At 62.7% G+C, this 20102-nt stretch carries 17 protein-coding genes; 4 read left to right on the top strand and 13 right to left on the bottom strand.

Annotated elements, in window-relative coordinates; all coding sequences use genetic code 11:
• Positions 1-2: 2 nt before the first annotated feature.
• From pgaA to HX786_RS17440, 8 genes are all read right to left on the bottom strand, one after another.
• A complete protein-coding gene (gene pgaA / locus HX786_RS17475; RefSeq protein ID WP_178912383.1) occupies positions 3-2456 on the bottom strand; it encodes a poly-beta-1,6 N-acetyl-D-glucosamine export porin PgaA in 2454 nt (817 codons plus the stop codon).
• Positions 2457-2637: 181 nt separating this feature from the next.
• Positions 2638-4134, bottom strand: coding sequence for a YdgA family protein (locus tag HX786_RS17470; RefSeq protein WP_023659325.1), 1497 nt, complete (start codon positions 4132-4134; stop codon positions 2638-2640).
• A gap of 266 nt (positions 4135-4400) precedes the next feature.
• Positions 4401-5033, bottom strand: coding sequence for a hypothetical protein (locus HX786_RS17465; RefSeq protein ID WP_003218188.1), 633 nt, complete (start codon positions 5031-5033; stop codon positions 4401-4403).
• Positions 5034-5114: 81 nt separating this feature from the next.
• On the bottom strand, positions 5115-6557 hold the full coding sequence (locus tag HX786_RS17460; RefSeq protein WP_003218190.1) for an efflux transporter outer membrane subunit: 1443 nt from the start codon (positions 6555-6557) through the stop codon (positions 5115-5117).
• Complete coding sequence (locus tag HX786_RS17455; protein ID WP_178912382.1) at positions 6554-7444, bottom strand: efflux RND transporter periplasmic adaptor subunit; 891 nt, start codon at positions 7442-7444, stop codon at positions 6554-6556. Before HX786_RS17455 ends, HX786_RS17460 begins: the two co-directional genes overlap by 4 nt.
• Positions 7441-7650, bottom strand: coding sequence for a DUF1656 domain-containing protein (locus HX786_RS17450; RefSeq protein WP_003218193.1), 210 nt, complete (start codon positions 7648-7650; stop codon positions 7441-7443). The genes HX786_RS17455 and HX786_RS17450 overlap by 4 nt, the downstream gene beginning before the upstream one ends.
• A complete protein-coding gene (locus HX786_RS17445) occupies positions 7647-9725 on the bottom strand; it encodes an FUSC family protein (RefSeq protein ID WP_178912381.1) in 2079 nt (692 codons plus the stop codon). Before HX786_RS17445 ends, HX786_RS17450 begins: the two co-directional genes overlap by 4 nt.
• Positions 9722-10153, bottom strand: a complete 432-nt coding sequence (locus tag HX786_RS17440) for a MarR family winged helix-turn-helix transcriptional regulator (RefSeq protein WP_177009336.1) — start codon at positions 10151-10153, stop codon at positions 9722-9724. Before HX786_RS17440 ends, HX786_RS17445 begins: the two co-directional genes overlap by 4 nt.
• 260 nt (positions 10154-10413) lie before the next feature.
• Here HX786_RS17440 and HX786_RS17435 point away from each other — a divergent pair, with 260 nt between their 5' ends.
• A complete protein-coding gene (locus tag HX786_RS17435) occupies positions 10414-10692 on the top strand; it encodes a hypothetical protein (RefSeq protein WP_003218199.1) in 279 nt (92 codons plus the stop codon).
• Positions 10689-10982, top strand: coding sequence for a type II toxin-antitoxin system RelE/ParE family toxin (locus tag HX786_RS17430; RefSeq protein ID WP_177027844.1), 294 nt, complete (start codon positions 10689-10691; stop codon positions 10980-10982). Before HX786_RS17435 ends, HX786_RS17430 begins: the two co-directional genes overlap by 4 nt.
• A gap of 4 nt (positions 10983-10986) precedes the next feature.
• Here HX786_RS17430 and HX786_RS17425 read toward each other — a convergent pair whose 3' ends face one another.
• A complete protein-coding gene (locus tag HX786_RS17425) occupies positions 10987-11232 on the bottom strand; it encodes a DUF2789 domain-containing protein (RefSeq protein ID WP_177020625.1) in 246 nt (81 codons plus the stop codon).
• Positions 11233-11307: 75 nt separating this feature from the next.
• Entirely contained in the window at positions 11308-12903 is a 1596-nt protein-coding gene (locus HX786_RS17420; protein ID WP_178912380.1) for a glycosyltransferase family 39 protein, read from the bottom strand.
• Between the two features lie 222 nt (positions 12904-13125).
• Between HX786_RS17420 and HX786_RS17415 the strand changes: the two genes are divergently transcribed.
• Entirely contained in the window at positions 13126-15288 is a 2163-nt protein-coding gene (locus HX786_RS17415) for an outer membrane assembly lipoprotein YfiO (protein WP_177037328.1), read from the top strand.
• Between the two features lie 3 nt (positions 15289-15291).
• Positions 15292-15996 (top strand): DUF3142 domain-containing protein, encoded by a 705-nt coding sequence (locus HX786_RS17410; protein WP_177081708.1) that lies wholly within the window; start codon positions 15292-15294, stop codon positions 15994-15996.
• 62 nt (positions 15997-16058) lie between these two features.
• Here HX786_RS17410 and HX786_RS17405 read toward each other — a convergent pair whose 3' ends face one another.
• From HX786_RS17405 to HX786_RS17395, 3 genes are all read right to left on the bottom strand, one after another.
• Positions 16059-18512: a TonB-dependent siderophore receptor gene (locus HX786_RS17405; RefSeq protein ID WP_177081709.1), complete on the bottom strand. Its 2454-nt coding sequence runs from the start codon at positions 18510-18512 to the stop codon at positions 16059-16061.
• A 93-nt stretch (positions 18513-18605) separates the two neighbouring features.
• Positions 18606-19562 (bottom strand): FecR domain-containing protein, encoded by a 957-nt coding sequence (locus HX786_RS17400; RefSeq protein WP_008433641.1) that lies wholly within the window; start codon positions 19560-19562, stop codon positions 18606-18608.
• Entirely contained in the window at positions 19559-20068 is a 510-nt protein-coding gene (locus tag HX786_RS17395; RefSeq protein ID WP_008433639.1) for a sigma-70 family RNA polymerase sigma factor, read from the bottom strand. Before HX786_RS17395 ends, HX786_RS17400 begins: the two co-directional genes overlap by 4 nt.
• Between the last annotated feature and the right edge of the window lie 34 nt (positions 20069-20102).

Below are 20102 nucleotides of genomic sequence, written 5' to 3'. Positions count from 1 at the left end.
TTCTAGAAGCGGTAGGTGAGGTCGACGATCAGGCGCAGGTCGCTTTCGCGCTCACCGTCATAAGGTCGGCTGATCCAGCTGAGGTTGGCGCCGGTTTCGAGCACGTCGTTCCAGCGAAACCGCTGGCCGTAGCCCACCAGTGCAACGCCGCCGGTACCGTAGTCGCGCTGGCTGTAGGTGCCCGCCCCCACCTGGAACTGCTGGCTCCACTGGGTTTCGTAGCGGTGGTAGAGCACGTGGTTGACGGTGGCCGTGGGCAGCACGCTGAAGTCCGAGCGCGGGTTGAAGTACGGCGTGTCTTCCTTGGTGTTGCGGCTGGTGCCGACTTCCAGGCCCAGGTCGACTTGCACCCCCGGCGAGCTGTACACGCCCTGGCGACCGGTGAGCAGAGCTTCAAGGCGGTTGTTGCCGTCGCTGAAGTGGGACGGGCTCAGGGCCAGTTTCCATTCGCGGCTTTCGTTGGCGCGCCAGCGGATAAACCCGCTGCCGCCGTTGGCAGTAATGTCGGCATTCAGTGCCCGCAGCGGGGTGCTCGCGGAGAGGTAATCGAGACTGCCGCCGTACTGCCATTGGTCATTGATGTCGCGGGCAATCGCGATGCGTGCGCCCTGCTTGTCGCCAAAGCCGTAGGAGTGGTTGGAGACCTCGGCTTCGAGGGTCATGTCGCGGGTGCGCCGCTCTACACCGAGGCGCTGCCAACGGTGTTGGCCGGTGCCTTCTTCGAAATCGGCGGTGGCGTAGCCGGCCCCGCCGAACACGCGCCAGTCTTCATCGATGGGCGGGCTGTAGAGCAAGGTTTCGATGCCGAAATCGCGGCTGCCGGACACCGCGCCCGCGCCGTCATCGCCGCCGCCGTTGCTTTTGCCGGTGTAGGCCTCGACGCGCAATTCGGCCATGTCGTGCACATCCCGCAGGCGGCTGAGGCGCTGTACCTGGCGGTTGTCCGGGGCGCGGTCGACCACGTCATCGGTGAGTGCATCGAGCTGACGCCATTCCTGCAGATCGAGGGCAGTGTGGCCTTGGGAAACCTCCAGGCCGATGTCGCGCGGGGCCTGGGCTTCGGTTTCCTTGAGGGTGTTTTCGGCGCGCCGTGGCCAGTCGCGGGCACGGTACATATCGGCCTGGGCCAGGCGCAGGCCGATATTGCCCGGGGCCTGTTGCACCAGGGCTTCCAGGCCTTTTTCGCTGGCGGGCAGATCGGCGCCATAGGTGCCGGCCTGGGCGGCCAATTGTTGGGCGTCCATCCAGGCGTCGTTGGGGTTGCCGATGGGCAAGCCCTTGAGCTCGACCCGGGGTTTCTGGGTGCTCGCCAGGTTGTCGGCGACTTCGCGGGCTTCCACCACTTGATCGTTTTCGAGCAGGGCGTAGAACAGCGCGGTGCTGTCTTCGACGTGATCGCCGGCGTCCGCATCGCTTGCCGCCAGGGCCTGGCGATACAGCGGCGCGGCCTTTTCCGGCTGGCGCTGGTCGAGGTAGGCGGCAGCGACCCAGCGCAGGGCGTAGGTCGGCAGTTGTACGCCTTCGCCCTTCAGCACTTCGTAGTCGCGGATCACCTCGGCGGTGCGCGCCCGGGCTTTCAGCGCGCCCAGACGGTCGATGCGCCAGCGCACCACGTCGTCATGGGCGTTGGCATCCGGTGTCCAGGTGGTGAGCAGTTGGTCGTAATCCTTGAGGGCACGGTCGGCGATGACGTAGCGCTCTTTTTCACTGCGGGTCGCGAACTCGGCCATGCGCACGCGCTCGGCGGCCAGGTCGCCTTCGAGGCGGCGTTGGGTGACCGGGTCCAACAGGCCAGGGCGCCGGGCAGCGAGGCGCAGGGCCGGTTCCGGCAGGCGCGCACGTTGCAGGGCGACGATGTATTCGCGGGCGACTTCAGGTTTGTTGCCGGCACGCATGAACGCCTGGTCGAATTCGAACAGCGCGTCATAGGTAGAGCCGGCACGGGTCAGTGCGTAACCCAGGGCCATGCGGCGGTCGGCGTCGTCGGGCTTGGCGGCCACCAGGGCGCGGGTGCGCTGCATCGCTTCAGCGGTCTGGCCGGCGTCCGCCTGGGTCAGGGCCAGGCCGAGTTGCAAGTCCGGGTTATTCGGCTCGCGCAGCAACGCCTGGCGATACACGGCAATCGCCGGTTCCCAACGCTGCTGGTTGCGATAGGTGCGGGCGACGGTGGCCAGCGCCTGGGTGGTGAGGGTGCGTGAGCGGCCCTGGGCCTCGTAGACCGTCAGCACCTCGGCGTCCTGGCGCGCCCAGCTGGCAATCAACAGGTGATCGCTGACCTGCCCCGGCGTCTGGCGCTCGGCGGGCATTTGGCGCAACAGGTTGAGGGCCGGACCATAGTTGCCACTGCGGGCCTGGTTGATCAGCGAATCATAGGCCGCATCGGCCGATGCCACGACGGGCCAGAGCAGTTGGCTGCACAGGGCCAGGCGGATAAACGGATGAATATTACGCGACATGTCGTCAGCTTCCTCACCAGGGAAAGCTGTAGCGATAAGTTCACCTGCACGACACTCCAGGCGGCCGGCATCTGATGACGCGGCCAAGCTTTCCCGGGGCGCAATATCCTTGAGGGGGGTACAAAAAAGGCCAATTCAGAACAATTGTTCAGAATTGGCCTACATCACTTTGAGCCGAAACTTATTGAGCGCCGCTGACCGCGCCGAACTTGCCCAGCACAAAACCAATGAATTGCTCGACGGTCATTTTCTGGCCGTTGAAGGTCACTTCATTGTTGGCGTAGTGCAGCTTGGACACGATATCGGTACCCACCAGGGTCGCCAGTTGAGTACCCACGGCCATACCGCTGATCATCTCGCTGGCCATCTGGGATTGCTGCTCGATGGCTTTCGGGTCGGTCACACCACCGATCTGCGCCTGCAGGCCGGCAACGTCCTGGATCATCGGCTTGGACAGGGTCAGGTTGGCGTCCAGCAGCGCAACGATTTGCTTGCCCAGTTCAACCGGCGGCAGGTCCATGCTCGACGGCTTGGCGAAGTCCGCCACCAGGTTGAAGCGGCTCTCGCCATTGGTGGTTTTCAGCGACAGGTTTTCTACCGCCACTTGCGGCTTGGCAGCCAGCAGTTGGTCGACGTTGGCCTGGGCCAGGGTCTGCTCGGCTTCGGTCAGTTGCAACTCAGGCACGGGCTGGCCAGCAGCGGCAGCGGCCTGGGCCGGCTGTACTTTTTCCTGGTAGAGCTTGGTCAGTACCAGCATCGACGGGATGTCGACGTTCTTCATGCTGACGGCCATGGCCGCCGAACCCACTGGCTTGCCCTGGTAACCGATCTCGTCGATCTTGTAGTCGACGCGGCCGGCCAGGTTGTTGTCCTTGGTTTCGCTGCTGTCTTTCTGCTCAAAGTTCTTGAGAGTCAGCACTGCTTGCTGCGGGCCGAAGGTGACCTTGGTGTTGGTCAGCTCGACGGTGTTTTGCCCGGTGTAGAAACCGAAGGTGGTTTTTTCCAGGTTGCTGGCGATGGTCAGGCCGCTCAGCTCCGCATCCAGCTTGGCGTTGTTGGCATCGATGACCGAGACCTTGAGGCTGTCCATGTAGCCGCTGGCCTTGACCTTCTTGCCTTCGGCGGTGGAGTCGAAATCGAGGTTGGCGCCGGAGAAGCTCACGGCCGACTTGTCGTCCTTGAGTTCCAGGGGCAGCAGTTCAACGTTGCCGGTCACCGAGCGGTCATAGCCGATGTTGGCCACGCCTTTGAGGGGCGACACGTCCTTGCTGGCAGCGAACCATTTTTCGGTGGTGGGGTTTTTCTCGAGTTCGTAGTGACTGGTGGCCATGACCGGCAGCCACTTCAGCGACACCAGGCGCGAGAACGGCAGCGGGCCGTGTTCGATATGGTCGACGAACAGCAGTTCGGTGTCCTGATGATTTTCGCCGAACACCGCGCCCTGGGCCTTGAGGCGATAGTGGGCGGTGCTGCTGAACAGCTGACGGTCGAGGGAGACCAGTTCGAGGGTCACAGTGCCGTCGACACCGGCCATGGAGGTCTGCAGTTCCTTGTTGGCGTCCTGGATGGCGGTTTGCAGCACCGGCTCCAGTTGCTTGCCGGTGTACCAGGCACCGCCTGCGCTGATTGCACCAATGGCGACGACGATACCCAAGAGAACGACTGCTGGCTTATTCATGTAGTGACCTGATCAAATCCTGTGAAGTGGGCTGTCTTCCCTGAACCCCGAAGGGTGTCGGCTCAAGCCCGCCGAAATCCGGGGAAGATTAGCATTGGCTGGCGTATGCAGCCCAATTTTTCAATAGGCGCAGACTTCAGCGCTGAACGGTAAAGTGCCTTCGCGAGCAAGCCCGCTCCCACATTCGAGTGAGTTCCATCTTTGGAATGCAGTCGAGTGTGGGAGCGGGCTTGCTCGCGAAGGCGTCAGTACAGACACCACAGATTTCAGGAATACTCGGTTTCGATCTCATCGAGTTGATGGTCAAAGCTCTTCAGCCGTGCCGTCCACGTATACACCAGCACCTCAAACTCACGGTGAATCACCGCATTGCCCGGCGTATCCGACTTGGGATCATAAAAATCCAGCTGGTAACGCTCCCGCGCCATCGCAGTGGCCACGTCGGATAATTCCCGGGCGTTATTCAGCCAATGCCGTCCGTCGGCGACTTGCCGATCAAGCATCACGCATTGTTTTTTCAGGGCTTCGAGGCTTTTTTCCAGCGGTGTGCCGGTCAGTTCGCCCATGACTTCCTGGAAGGTGCGCCCCGGCTGCCAGTAGCTGCCCCAGAAGTAGCGGTCGAACACCGTCTCGACCCGGCGCAGGGCAACCTTGGTGTCCCAGATCGCCACGCGGGTCTTGCCTTGTTCGAGCAGTCTTCGCTTGATTCGCTGGCCCTGGTAGGAGGCCCAGGCCACCACGCCGATGGACAGCACCGCGATCAGCGCGCTGGCGCTGTCGAGGAACACCATGGCCTTGTCGATTTGATGGGCCAGCATGATGCCGTAGAAGTAAGTCGCCGATAGCAACACCAGTGCGAAGAACACGCACCAGAAAGCGGGAGCATAAGGGTTTTTCATTATTGGAATCCCCATGAGCAAACGCGAGCAGTGACCAGCGGACCATCACGTAAGTCCGCCTGTCAAAGCATAGCAATCAGCTCAGGGTTTGCTGGCTTGTGTGGCTTGCGTTCGTCCACTTTCCCAGCCACCGCCCAGGGCCAGGAACAAATCGATCTGGCTCATGGCAACCTGGGTGTTCGCCGCGGCCAGTTGCGCCCGCACGTCGGTGTAGGTGCGGGTAGCTTGCAAGTCGGCCAGGAACGACGCGCGGCCGGCCTGGAAGAACCGGTGCGTCTGCTCCGCCGCCTCTTTGGCCGACGCGCCGGCATCCGCCAGGGCATCGCGGCGTTGCAGTTGCGCGGTGTATTGCGCCAGGCCCGTCTGGGTTTCACGGATAGCGTTGAGCACCACCCCGTCGAAGTGCGCCAGGGCGCCCTGGGTCGCGGCTTCGGCTTCGTGGATGCGGGCGCGGGCGCCGTTGGTCGGCAGCGTCCAGCTGATCAGCGGGCCAAAGCCCCAACGGTTGGTGGCCGGGGTGCCGAGGTCATCCAGGATGCCGACGGTACCCACGGTGGCGCCGATACTGATGTCCGGGTACAGCGCGCCGGTGGCCACACCGATGCGCGCGGTGGCCGCCGCCAGTTGGCGTTCGGCCTGGCGCACGTCAGGGCGGCGCTTGAGCAGCGTGGCGCCATCGCCCACCGGCAACAACTGCGCGATGTGCGGCAGCTCGGCGCATTGGGCAGTGCCGGCCGGCAGTTGATCCAGCGGCCTGGCCAGCAACATCGACAGGCGGAACAGCCCGGCCTGGCGCAGTGCTTCATAGCGCGGCATTTCGGCGCGCAAGGATTTGTATTGGGTTTGCGAACGGGTGACCTGGGTTTCATCACCGCGCCCGGCATCCCGCAGGCGCTGGGTCAGGTGCGTGCTCTGGGCTTGCAGGTCGAGGGACTCGTTGGCGATCGCCAGCTCTTCGTTGGCCGCACACACCTGGGTGTAGGAGCGCACCACGTCCGCCACCAGGGTGATACGGGCGATATCGGACGCCGCCTGGGCCGCATCGGCAGTGGCCTGGGAGCTTTCAATGCCGCGCTGCAAGGTGCCGAACAAATCGAATTGATAGGAGGTGCTGATACTGGCGCTGCCGATATTCGCCACCGGGACTTTTTCCGTCAGCAAATAGGCCTCACCCGATTCTTGCAGGCGCTGGGCTTCGGCCTTGGCGCCGGCACTCCAGCCGCCGGCCGATTCGGCTTGCTGCACCTGATAGCGCGAGCGCTGCAAGTTGGCCGCAGCCACCCGCAGGTCGGTGTTGGAGGCCATGGCCTGCTCCACCAGCTTATCCAGGCGCGGGTCCTGGTAAAGCTTCCACCAGTCCGCCGGTACCGGCGCCGACACCACATTGCTGCCCTCCCCGGCCAACTGGCCCTGAAGGTCACCACGGTTCACGGCCGCCTTGTCCGGCAGTTTGTAATCGGGCCCCACCACTTGGCAGGCCGCCAGCAACAACCCCAGCCCGGCGGTTGCTAAAAGCCGTTTCATGGCTTGTTCTCCGACTTGGGTTGGTCGTCGACGATCGACACGGTGGCGGTGCGCCCGGCAATCATGCGGAAGTCTGCCGGCACATCGTCAAACGCAATGCGCACCGGAATCCGCTGGGCCAGGCGCACCCAGCTGAACGCCGGGTTGACGTTCGGTAGCAGGTTGGAGCCGCTGGTGCGGTCACGGTCTTCGATACCGGCGACGATGCTCTGCACATGCCCGCGCAGGCGAGCGTTGTCGCCGATCACGCGGATGTCGACGCTCTGGCCGACGTGAATGCCGTCGAGCTTGGTCTCTTCAAAGTAGCCGTCGATGTGGAAGGAGTTGCTGTCCACCACCGACAACACCGGGCGCCCGGCGGTCACGAACTCCTGGTTACGCGGCGCACGGTCGTTGATGTAGCCGTCCACGGGGCTGCGGATCACCGAGCGGTCCAGGTTGAGCTGCGCGGCATCCACCGCCACTTGCGACTCGGCCAGGGCCGATTGGGCACGGGCGACGCGGGACTGGCTTTCTTCCAGTTGCTCGCTGGCCACCAGGTTGCCGAGGCCACGGTTACGCTTGTTCTCGCGCACGGCCTGGGCCAGGGTTTCCTGACGGTCGGCCACGGCGGCCTGGGCCTGGCGCAGGGCCAGCTTGAAACGGTCCTGGTCGACGGAGAACAGCACCTGGCCGCGCACCACCAACTGGTTATCGCGCACGTCCACTTGCTGGATCAGCCCGGACACGTCCGGGGCGATCTGCACGATGTCGGCACGGATGTGGCCGTCACGGGTCCACGGCGCGAACATGTAGTACATCACCATGCGCCACACCACGACGCAGGCGAAGGTCACCACCAGTAACGTCAGGACTACACGGCCAATGGTCAAAAAAGGTTTTTTCATGTCATGAGGTATCGACTGAGTGAATCCACTGCGCCCAGCAACAGAGCGTAGAGACCCACATTGAACAATGCCCGGTGCCAGACCAGGCGATAGAAGTGGACGCGGGTCAACAGCCCGTGCACCACCAGGTACAACACATACGTAATGCCCATCAGCACCAGCAGCGTGGGCAGGAACACCCCGCTGATATCCAGATCACCGATCATAAAGGCGCTCCATCGGGTAACGGCGCTTCCATCTCTGTGCCGCCAAGAAATTCCACGCCGGGCAACAGCGCCAGGCGCAAGCCGCTGAGGGCGTGCAACAAATGCAGGCGGGTTTCGTCCTCGCCTTGCAGGCCCTGGCCGTTGAGGGCGCGGCGGGTACGGTCGAGGGTCATCAGCAGACCGCTGGGGGCCGGCAGACGTTCACCGGCCTTGAGGCAGGCCTTGAAGTAACCGCCGACGCCTTCCACCACCTGGTTCAACAACACACGCGGCACCCCGAGGATGCGCGGCGAGTACGCCAGTAGGTCCAGCAGGTTCAGCGCCACCCGCACTTCCCGCAGGGCGATGCCGGTGTCCTGGCCGGTCATGGCCAGGCGCGGCAGGTGTTGCATCAGGCGGTCGAGCATTTGCACGCCCATCTTGCGGTGTTCGGCCAGGGTCGCAGGCTCGGTCAGGGTGACGATGTCGCGCCAGCTGAAACGGGTCAGGCGCTTGGCCGCAAGCTCAGCGCCGAACGGCCGGGCAATCAGGGTCCAGACAAAGGCGAACAACAGGCCCACCGGGCCCGCCAGGTTGGAGTTGGCAAAGGCCAGGAAGTCCGCGTCGTAGGCACCCTGGATGCTGATGAACGACGAGGTATTGACCAGCGTCAGCAGCATGCCGAGGTAGAAACGCGGCTGTACCGTCAGCGTGCCGATGCAGATAAAGGGCACCGAAAACGCCAGCACCAGCATCGGGAAATCGTGCAGGTTGGGCAGCACCAGAAACAGGTAGAGGCTGGCGAACAGCACCGACATCGCGGTCCAGAAAAAGAACCGGTAGATCTGCGGCGCCGGGTCGTCCATCGAGGCGAAGAAGCTGCAGGCCACCGCCGCGAGGATCACCGCGCTGCCACCGTCGGTCCAGCCCAGCAGGATCCACAACACCGAGGCGACGATGATCGCGGTGACGGTGGAAAACGCCGAGTAGAACATCAGGCCACGGTCGAGGAACGGTGTCAGCCGGCCCAGGCGCCAATGGCGGTAAACTGCGCGCCAGCTGTCCTGGCTTTCGCACTGGATGGCGGCTTGCAGGCTGCGGCAGTCCTGCCACAGATCCACCCACTCGCCCAGGCGATACAGGGCGTTGGAGAACAGCAACTGATGGCGGTCATCCAGGGCGTCGGCATCGGGTTGCAGGGCTTCGATCTGGTCACGCAGGACACGCCAGCGTTCGAGGGGCGCATCCTTTTGCGTGCTGGCCAGCCACTCGTTGGCCTCGGTCAGCAGCGGCGTGAAGCGCTCGAGCAATTCCGGCGCGCGGTGTTCCAGCGCGTACACGGCGTCGTCCAGTGCGTCGATCACCGGCAGCAGGTGGATCATCCGCCCGCGCAGCTCCTTTGTATTGCGCACCGTTTGCGGCCGGGAGCCCTCGTGGGGCAGTTGGCCGATCATCAATTCCAGGGTGTTGAAGGTAGCGACCATGCCGCCGCGCAGGGTGCTGATTTCTTCGGGCTGGACGTTGCGGCTGAGGAAGCGCTGGCTGTAGACCTGGGCGTCGGCAAACCACTTGCTTACCGAGTCATCGAACACCGGCGCCAGGCGTCGCGGCCAGAACATCGCCCCCACCACCGCCGCCACGGCGATGCCGAGGAAGATCTCTTCGGTCCGCGCTTCGGCCACATCCCACACCGCCAGCGGGTTATCCACCACCGGCAGGGCGATCAGCGGCAAGGTGTAGCCGGCCAGCATCAGCGCATAGCTGTTGGCGGTGCGCAGGTGCAGGGACAGGAACAGCAAAATCCCTGTCCACAGCGCGATCACCACCACCAGCAAGTAAGGCGTCTGCACAAACATCGGCACAAAAAACACCGCTGCGGCCGCCCCCATGAAGGTACCGACCGCCCGGTACAGCGCCTTGGAGCTGGTAGGGCCGACAAACGGGCTGGACACGATATACACCGTGGCCATCGCCCAATACGGACGCGGCATTTGCATCAGCATGGCGATGTACAACGCGATCATTGAAGCGGCGAATGTCCTTACGCCATAGAACCAATCCCTGGCCGGCGGCATGCCGGTAAAAAATCCGTTCAAGAACTCACAACCATGGGATGTTGATTGGCACCTTCGAAGGCCCGCAGTACACGCAAAGCAGCTTCCAGGTCATCGGGGTCGATTGTCGCCAGCACCTCGCGACGCAGGCGCACCAGTTGCTGTTCCACTGCCTGCACCAGCTCGCGGCCACGCTCGGTGAGGCTCAAGGCCTTGGCGCGGCGGTCGTGGATGTCTTCGGTGCGGCACACATAGCCGGAACTGCACAGCTGATCCAACAGGCGCACCAGGGACGGGCTTTCCATCCCGGCGGCCTGGGCTACCTTCACCTGGTGCACACCGTCGCCGAGGCGGCCGATCATCAGCAGCGGCACGGCGCAGGCTTCGGAGATGCCATAGCTGACGAGCGTGGTCTGGCAGATTTTGCGCCAGGTCCTGGCACCTACCACCATGCTGCTGCTGATGTTCATCTGGAGTTGTTCGAGGGTCTGGGACACTGGATTATTCGCATACAGTTAGTTTGCTAACTATCAATATGGTCGATGGATCCAATGCAGTCAAGTTTTGATACAAATTTGCGGATGGGTGGATGGCCCGTGGGCTAAGTAAAGCTGGTTTGGGGAAAGGTGGTTTGCTGTCAGCAACCATCAGTCGCCTCACTCAGCTCACATGCGTCGTCAGGTATGCACGTTGTATATACTTCGTACATACCAATCTAGAGCATTCACTTATGTCAAAACTAGCCGTTTTCACCTTGAAGCTTGAGTCGGAACTACGCGACCAATTCATGGCCGAGTGCGAGGCTACCCACCGTCCTGCATCGCAAATCGTGCGAGATATGATGCGTCAGTTTGTCCAGGCCCAGCAGGAATCACGGGAGTACGACGCGTTCTTGCAGCGTAAAGTAGACGCCTCTCGCGCCTCGATACAGGCAGGCAGAGAGATTTCCAATGAGGATTTGGAAGCTGAGTTTTCTGCGAAACGTGCTCACGTAGATAATCAGGAATGAGGGTTGCCTGGACGCCGGAAGCGGCGCAGGACCGTAGGGATATCTGGGACTTTTTATTTGAGAAAAACCCACAAGCCGCAGCCGATATGGATCGACGCTTCAGCAGTGCAGTGCTGGGGCTGGCAAAACACCCAGAAATCGGCCCACTCGGCAGGATCACAGGCACACGCGAAGTCATTCCTCATCCAAGCTACCGCCTTGCTTACCAACTTGAGCCCGACGTAGAAAGGGTCGTGGCGCTTGTGCACACCGCTCGCCAATGGCCACCAGAGAAAGCAACCGCCTCTTGACGGCCTAGACTCCTCGCCCCTCTCTCAACCGCAAATTCAGCTCATCCACCACCTCCGCCCAATCCGCGTCCTCCAGAATCTCCTCACGCAAAAACGCCCGCTGGGGCGGCGTCCAGAAAAACGCTTCCGCCAGATGCAATTCGGGCTTGAGTGGAGAGTGGACCGCGATGAACCGCTCGATGCTGACCGGGTCATCGGGCAAACCGAGCTGTTTGAACAACGATGGCAAGTTGTGGACTGGGGATTCCATGAGGCGTTCCTGGAGAGAGGGTTCACCTGAGTCTAGCGCCCCAGGCGAACATAAACCTCTCAGGTGTTGCGCGGATTAATCGCAGCCCTCACGGTGCACGCCCGCTGGCGCGTTACACAGCACGAACAGCCGGGCCCGCGCGCCGCCGCCGTCCTGCTGGCTGAGCTGACGCCATCCGGCCGGCAACGGGGCAAACTCATCCGGCGGCTCCGCGGCGCTGATCAGCCATACACGCTGGATCTCGGCGGGTAACGCCGACAAGCGATCAAGGTAGATGCGCCCGCCATCCTGGTCCACCAGGGTGCCAAAACCATAGGCATTAGGCCGGGTGGACTTGCCGGCGGCGGTCGGCGGTGTGAAAAGCTGCAACTGGGCGTCGGTCTCGTCGTAATAGACGTAGGGCAGGTACCACAGCATGTCGCTGATGACGATGCGGTCATCTTCCTGGTAGTTGCGATTGACGAACTCCACCACCACGTTGAATTGATCATGCTCATCGACGGTGGAGTTGGTTTTCACGCCCACCAGCTCGACCCCGACAAACAACACGAAGACTGCCGCCGCTGCGAGCGGCAGGCGCGGCGACAGACGGTCGACGGCCAACGCCACGATGATCGGCAAACTCATCGCGTAGGCGGTGAGATAACGCTCGATAAACACCGGGGAAATAAACGAAACCCCATAGACCAGCAGCACCGGCAGCATGAAAAAAAGCCCCAGCAGCCAACCGAAGCGGTAGCGGCTTTGATCGCGCCAGGCAGTCACACCGACCAGCGCCATCAGCAATAACGGAAACACCACAAAGAGCGGTCGCCACAAGTGGTCGCCCGGGTCCTGAATGAGGAACTGCCACACCATCGACGGCACGGAATACAGGTTGACCGGGTCTTCCCAGCCAATATCACCGCCCACCTTGAGTTCTTCGGTGTGCTGCACCAGGCCCAGCAGATTCGGGAGCCAGGGCAAGTACAGCAACACAATGGCAACGTTGGCCACCCACCAGCCCGCACGCGTGACCAGGCGCAGGCCGCCGGCCCGTGGCTGGCGCAGCAACAGCAGCCATGACCAATGCACCAGCACGCACAACGCGGTGAAATAGTGGGTGTAGAAGGCTGCCGTCATCAACAGCGCATAGGCCACCAGATAGCGCTTGCGCTCAGGCTGGCGGACCCAATACACCAAGGCCAGGGTGGCGGCCAGCAGCCACACGCCCAGCAGCGAATACATCCGCACTTCCTGGCTGTAGCGCACTGCCGTGGGCAGCAACGCCAACAGAATCCCGGCCAGCACCGCCGCGCGACGGGTCGCGATCAGTCGTGTCAGCCAGATTCCCAGGCCGACTGCGACCACACCGGGGATCGCACTCATGCTGCGCAGGGAGAAAATGCTGTCGCCGAACACCTCGATCCAGCCGCGCAGCATGAAGAAATACAGCGGCGGATGAACGTCATGTGCGGCGTGAAACCACAGGTCTTCCAGGGAATACTCGGCGAGCAGCAGGCTTGAACCTTCATCGCCCCAGATGGCGGAGGCGGTCAGGCCATAGAAACGCATGGCCATGGCCAACGCCACCAGCGGTACCCACCACAACCGAGCCAGCCAGCCGGCATTCTCCCATAGGCCAGGATTGAGCACGGGCAATGCCCCGGCCTTGTTGTCTTGTTCCGCCACAGAGCGTCGCACCTCTACTTCCTCACCCACTACTGAACCTGCGCTTGCGCGAACACCCGCCACTCTAGGTCAAAAGGCCTTGATTCGCCCGCTGTTTTGCATGGATTTGACCAACCATCCGCCAATCGGACAAATCTGAATTTTGCGCAGGACGTCTCCGACGCTTTCATCGGATCACGCTATGATTGCTGCCTTCCATGGATTCAGGATCAAGGACATTTCATGCGCATCGGTCTTCTGTCACCCCTGGCACTGGCATTGCTCGCCACCCTTCCCCTCCAGGCCCACGCCAGCGGCGATGACTCTTGCTACCCGGATTGGCGGGTGTCGCGCAACAGCCTGGACGTGTGCAGCAACCTGCCCTTCCTGAGCCCCGGCAATGACAGCCGGGTCAACCTGCGGCTGTTGCTGGCGGACAAAAACGTCATGCCGCTGGCGCCGAATGCCTTGGGCGAGCAGGACGTGTCCGAAGGATTTGGCCCGGTGCCCTTTCCGGTGTATCGGCTTATGCCGGCTGCGGATGAGCCCGACAACAAACCCGACGACTCGCGCACCGCCGAACTGGATGCACTGCTCAGCCCGCTGGGCATCACGCGCGACGACGCCAAGACCGCCGGTGAAGCCTTCCTTTCCGGCGAAGGCAGCCGCTGCCGCAGCAACGCCGATGACAGCGCCGCCGCGTTTATCAGCCAGGTGGTGAAGGCCGATGTACCGCAGGCCGAGCGCCAGTTACTGGCCAAGCTGCGGCTGCAGATGCTCGGCAGTTGTTCCTCGGACGGCGTAGCGGCAGGCGAGGCCGACCAAATCAAATCGGCAGACGGCCAGGCATTGCTCACCTATCTGAAAGCCGCCGGGGACTTTTACAGCGGACGCTTCAGCGATGCGCAAAAAGGTTTTGCCGGGCTGACGAGCAGCTCGCTGCCCTGGCTGAAGGAAACAGCGCTGTACATGACCGCCCGCACCGCGCTGAACGACGCCCAGCAAAATGCCTTCGATGAATACGGCACGCCGTCGCTTGAGCATGTGGATAAGTCTGCCCTGCAACGGGCCGAAAGCGCTTTCGACGACTACCTGAAAACTTATCCACAGGGCGAATACGCCGCCTCCGCCCGTGGCCTGTTGCGCCGGGTGCACTGGCTGGCGCCCAACCCCGACAAACTGGCGGACGACTTTGCCTGGCAACTGACCCAGGCCACCGATGCCCAGCGCAACGTGTCGCTGGATGAACTGGTGCAGGAAGCCGACACCAAGCTGCTGACCAGCACCACGGCACCTGTGGGCAACCCGCTGATCCTGGCCCTCAACGACCTGATGTGGATGCGTGCCGGCGAGCCGCCGAAGCTCACGCGTGAAGCGCTCGATGCACAAAAAGCGGTGTTCGCGCAGGAGCCCGCGCTGTATGCCTACGTGCAGGCGGCGTTTGCCCTGAACGTCGAGCATCAGCCCGACCGTACCTTGAAGCTGCTGCCGCAAGACGTGCCGTCGAATCTCGACTACTTCGCTTTCAGCCAACAGACCCTGCGTGGCCTCGCGCTGGAAGCCAAGGAAGACTGGAAAGCCGCCGAAGCGCTGTGGCTGCAACTGCTGCCGCTGACCAAGCAACCGTTGCAACGTGACCAGCTGGAGCTGGCATTGGCGATGAACTACGAACGCAGCGGCCAGCTGGCCAAGGTATTCGCCGCCGATTCGCCGATCAGTGCCAAGCAGGTGCGCTATATCCTGCTGCGCAACGTCGCCGGTCCCGACCTGCTGCGCCAACAGCTTGCCCATGCCGAAGACCCGGTAGAGCGCCAGACCGCACAATTCACGCTGCTCTATAAAGACCTGCTGCGCGGCCAGTTCGAGACCTTTGCCGAGGACCTCAAGCAACTGCCCGCCTCGGTTCCCGATGACAAGCTCGGCACCAGCCTGGGCTACGTCTACAGCGGCGGCCAGTCGTTGAGACTGTTCCAGTGGAACGGTGACAAGGCCGAGTCCGGCTACACCTGCCCGAGCATCGCGCAAATCGCCAGTACCTTGCAGGCCGATCCGAAAAACCCGCAGGGCCTGAACTGCCTCGGTGAATTCGTCCTGCGTAACGGTCTTGACGGCATGCCCCTGGAACAAGCGCGCTCCGCCGGCAGCCTGGGCAGCACTGCCTCGCCCTTCAAGGGTGAAACCTTCTCGCGACTGGAGGGCTACAAGCGGGTGATCGGCAATCCCAAGGCACCGCGAAACGACAAGGCCTACGCGCTGTTTCGTGCCATCAACTGCTACGGACCTTCGGGCTACAACAGTTGCGGTGGCGAGGACGTCGACAAGAACGTGCGCAAAGGCTGGTTCCGCCAGTTGAAAACCGGGTTCGCCGACACCCAGTGGGGCAAGTCGCTGCAGTACTACTGGTAAGCCGTGAAGCGTTTCTGGCTGGCCCTGCTCCTGCTGGCAAGCCCGGCCTTCGGCGCGGTGGACGCCCGCGACCATGACGCGTTCTGGCTGTGGAGCGGCGTCGCGCCGCAGCCGGTGCTCAAGCAGGCGAAAACCCTGTACATCCTCCAGGGCCAGATCAACTCGACCCGCCGCGCGCCCCGGCGTGGCGTGCAATTCATCGCCCAGGGCATGAGTGTGCCGCGCATCACCCAGGGTGAAATCTGGGTGGTGTACCGCGCCCACACCCTGCACTGGCCCGAGTCGGTGTACAGCCAGATGCTCGGCCAGGTGCAACGCTGGCGGGATGCGGGCAACCCGGTGATGGGCATCCAGATCGACTTCGATGCGCGCACGCAATACCTCGACGAATACGCGGATTTCCTGCGCGACCTGCGCCAACGCTTGCCCAAGGATCTACGCCTGAGCATCACCGGGCTGATGGACTGGAGCAGCAACGCCGACCCGGCCGCCATCGCACAACTCAAGGGCGTGATTGATGAAGTGGTGGTGCAGACCTACCAGGGGCGCCACAGCATCCCGGACTACGCGGCGTATCTGCCACGCATGAACCGGTTGGGGGTGCCGTTCAAGATTGGGTTGATTCAGGGTGGGGCATGGGAGGAGCCGGGGTATTTGAAGGGGAGTGAGTGGTTTCGCGGGTATGTGGTGTTTTTGCAGAATCCCTGAGTGCCCACGGTCCTTGGACTGTGGGCACTCAGGGCTAAAAAACGCCCGCGAATGACCGGTATCTACCAGTCATAAGTCAAGCTCGACACCACCGTGCGCCCTTCCCCGTAGTAACAATCCAGGTCACTGGTGCATTGCGACACGTAGGTCTTGTTGGTGAGGTTCTGCACGTTCATTGCCAGCTTCACGCCTTTGAGCTTGAACGCCGAGCGGCCCAGGTCGTAGCTCAGGCTGGCGTCGTAGACGGTATAGGACGGAATGCTGAACGCCCCTGCGTAGTAATCACCAAAGCTGCTGCGAACGTAACGCGCGCCCAATCCTGCGCCAACACCGGCCAGGGGTGTGTCGCCAAGGACGGTGTAGTTGACCCAGACCGAAGCGGTAAGCGGCGCAATGCCGGCCGGATGCCGGCCCTGACGACCGTCGTTGTCCTTGGTGTACTTGATGTCATTGCGCGCCGCTGACGCGACCACGTCCCAGGCATCGCTGAGGGACGCCTTGGCTTCCAGCTCCACGCCACGTGAGCGCATGGCACCGCTCTGGGTGCTGAAGGTGGTGTCTACCGGGTTGGTGGTCAGCACGTTTTTCTGATCCAGTTGATAGACCGAAACCTGCACAAAACTCTTCTGGCCCGGCGGCTGGTATTTCAGGCCGACTTCGTACTGGTTGCCGGTAGAGGGGTCAAATGGTTTGCCGCTGATATCGGTGCCCGACAGCGGCAGGAAGGATTCGGAGTAGCTGACAAACGGCGCCAGGCCATTATCGAACAGGTACACCAGACCGGCCCGGCCGGTGAACGCCTGGTCTTTGCTGCTGGTGCGGGTGTCGGCCAGTGGTTCCTTGTTGACCACGTTGGCCCAGTCGTAGCGCCCGCCAAGGACCAGCGCCCACTTGTCCAATTTGATCTGGTCCTGCACGTACAAGCCGGTCTGGGTCACGGTGCGGTCCCAGCGATAAGGCTGGCCGAAATTCAGCCGCTGGCCATAGACCGGCTTGAACAGGTCGATCACCGGCGGATTACGATCGTACAGGCCGTGGAATTGCGAGTTGAAGTGGTAGTAATCCAGGCCAACGATCAACGTGTGGGACAGGGCGCCGGTGTCGAACTCCGCCTGGGCGATGCTATCCACACCGAATACTTTGTTGTGCTGCGACCAGTCCACACCGAAGCGTTGCAGATAGCGTTGGTCTTGCACGCCGGTTACCGGGTTGGGCACAAATCTGTAGCCGTGCAACGGTGCGGTGTAGCGGTCGTCCACTTCGGCGTAGCGAGCGTTTTGCTTGAGGGTCCAGGTGTCGTTCAGGCGATGGGACACCTCATAGCCCAACACGTACTGCTCGCGGTTGTACTGGTTGACGCCTGGCTCACCGATGAACACATCACGCTTGATCTTGCCGTTGGGGTTGTCCCAGATCGTCCCGGACGCGGGCAACCCCTGGGCCTCGGGCACGCCTTTGTCTTTCTGGTACTGGGCGAACACGGTCAGGCGCGTGTCGTCGTTGGGCTGCCAGGTCAGGCTGGGAGCGATGAACTGGCGTTTGTTCTCGACGTAGTTGATCTCGCCCTGTTCGTCCTTGGCCAGGCCGGTGAGGCGATAGAGAAACTCGCCCTGCTCATCCAGCGGTCCTCCGAGGTCGATGGCGGCGCTTTTGTGCTCGTAGGTGCCGGCCTCCAGCACCACTTGATGCACCGGGGTTTCGCTGGGGCGCTTACTGACCATGTTGACGATGCCACCCGGTTGGTTCTGCCCGTACAAGACCGAGGCCGGCCCCTTGAGCACTTCGATGCGCTCCAGGGAATAGGGCTCGATCTGCAAAGCACCGCCGGTGCTGCCGCCGCCGTAGGGCAAGTGCAAACCGTCGAGGTACAGCGGCGTCGGCGTAAAGCCACGGGAAGTAGGCTCATCAAACAGTTTGACCCGATCGGAAAAACCGCCGGCCGTCATGCCCGGTGTATAGAGCAACGCCTGGGTAACGCTTTGCGCGCCCCGCGCCTTGATCTCGGCGGCGGTGATGACGTTGATGGTCTGGGGGATTTCCACCAGCGCCGAATCGGTCTTGCTCCCGGTGGCGCTGCGCTTGGCAACGATGCCGTCAACCGGGCCCCAGGCCGTTTCCTGATCCTGTTGACCACTGATCTGCGTCGCACCGAGTTGCAGCGCGCCGCTCGCGGGCAGGGCCTGCAATGACCAGCCGCCCTGGGATTGCACCGCGACCAATCCGCTGCCGGCCAACAAACGCTCCAACCCTGGCCCGGTGGCGTAGCGGCCCTGCAAGCCGGCGCTGCGCTTGCCTTGGGTCAGCAAGGCGTCCACCGACAACAGAATCCCCGAGGCGCTGGCGAACTGGTTCAAGGCCTGGTCGAGGTTGCCCGCCGCAATGTTGTATTGGCGCAGGGCTTCAGCACTCTCCTGGGCCTGGACCACGCTCGGCACCACAGGCGCCGTCGCCAGCAGACTGACAAACAGGCCACGGCGCAGGGCGCGGGCCAGGGGTTGGATTGGGTGGTGCGACATTGCAGGGCTCCCCGTGAGAACGCTTCTTGATTGGCTTTCAAGAGGTATCCCGGACGGGGTTGGAAAACCGACAAGCCGTAGGCAAAAAATTTTTTAGCCCCGCGCCTTGATCGTGACCCAATAGCGCGTCACCGCCTGTACCTGCACCGGCAACGAACGCTCAAGCGCGTGGAGAATCGCGTCGGTGTCATTCAGCGGAAACACGCCGGTCAACAGCAAGCCGGCCACTGCCGCATCGCAGCGCAACAGCCCCGGGCGATAACGGCTCAACTCGGCAACGAACTGCCCCAGCGGCTGGCGCTCGGCGATCAAGCGGTTCTCGGTCCAACTGCTGGCATTGGCATCCACCGGCACCAGCGTCGAAGTCCGGCTGGCGCTGAACCACAGGCTGTCCCCGGCATTCATCTGCACCGCCGCACCGCGCACCGGACGTACCTGCACACGTCCTTCATACAGGTCGACGCGGCTGCCATCGTCCACTTCACGCACGGCAAACCGGGTGCCCAAGGCCTGCACATCTCCGGCCGGGGTTTCGACGATCAATGGCCGGGACGGATCGTGGCCGCTGGTCAGCAGGATCTCGCCGCGTATCAGGCGGATACGCCGCTCACTGGCGCTGAAGCGCAAGTCGACCGCGCTGTTGCTGTTGAGGTCCAGGCGCGTGCCATCGCTCAAGGTCAGGTGGCGAATCTCGCCCGTGGCGGTGCGGTATTCGGCAAACGCCGCCTGCCAGGGCTGGCTGCTTTGCACCAGATAGCCGCTGCCACCGGCCACCAGCAACAGCCCGAGCAGTTTCAAGGCGGCGCGGCGTTGGGTGTCCGGTGTATCGCGTAACACCGCACGGGCACTGTCGACAGGCACACCGCCGAGGGTTTGCTGTAACTGCTGCAAGCGCTTCCAGGCGCGCCGGTGTTCCGGATCGGCCTCCTGCCAGCGCGCGAAGGCCTGGCGCTGATCGCCGTCCATCTCGCCGCCCCATTGCAGCATCAACCACTCGCTGGCCTGCTCGACAATGGCCGGGGCAATCGGCGCTTCGTGCCGGGTTCTCATTCTTCGTAGACGACCTGGTAGCAGGCGAGAATCGCCCGGGTCATGTACTTCTGCACCGAGCTGACGGTCACCTCCAGGCGCTCGGCAATCTGTGCGTAGCTCAGCCCTTCGAACTGCGACAACAGGAACGCGCGGCGCACGTTGTCGGGCATGCGGTCGAGCATGGCGTCGATCTGCATCAGGGTTTCGAGGATCAGTGCGCGGGTTTCCAGGGACGGGGATTCGGGCTCCGGCAGGTGGGCAATGCTTTCCAGGTAGGCACGCTCGATGCGCAGGCGTCGCCATTGATCAATCACCAGGTTGCGGGCGATCTGCGTCAGGTAGCTGCGGCTTTCCTTGTCACCGGGAAAGCGCCCCGATACCAGTAAGCGCAGGAAGGTGTCCTGCGCCACATCGGCGGCGTGTTCGCGATCCCCCAGGCGTTTGCGCAGCCAGCCTTGCAGCCAGCCATGATGGTCGCGATACAGGAGATGAAGCTGTTGCCGGCCGTCAGTCGCGGTGTCCATGAAAAGCTCGGATACGTTATTGAGAGCAATTATC

Source organism: Pseudomonas sp. 21615526, from assembly GCF_013386245.1.
Classification (GTDB): domain Bacteria; phylum Pseudomonadota; class Gammaproteobacteria; order Pseudomonadales; family Pseudomonadaceae; genus Aquipseudomonas.
This window is presented reverse-complemented; position numbering and strand designations above follow the sequence as displayed.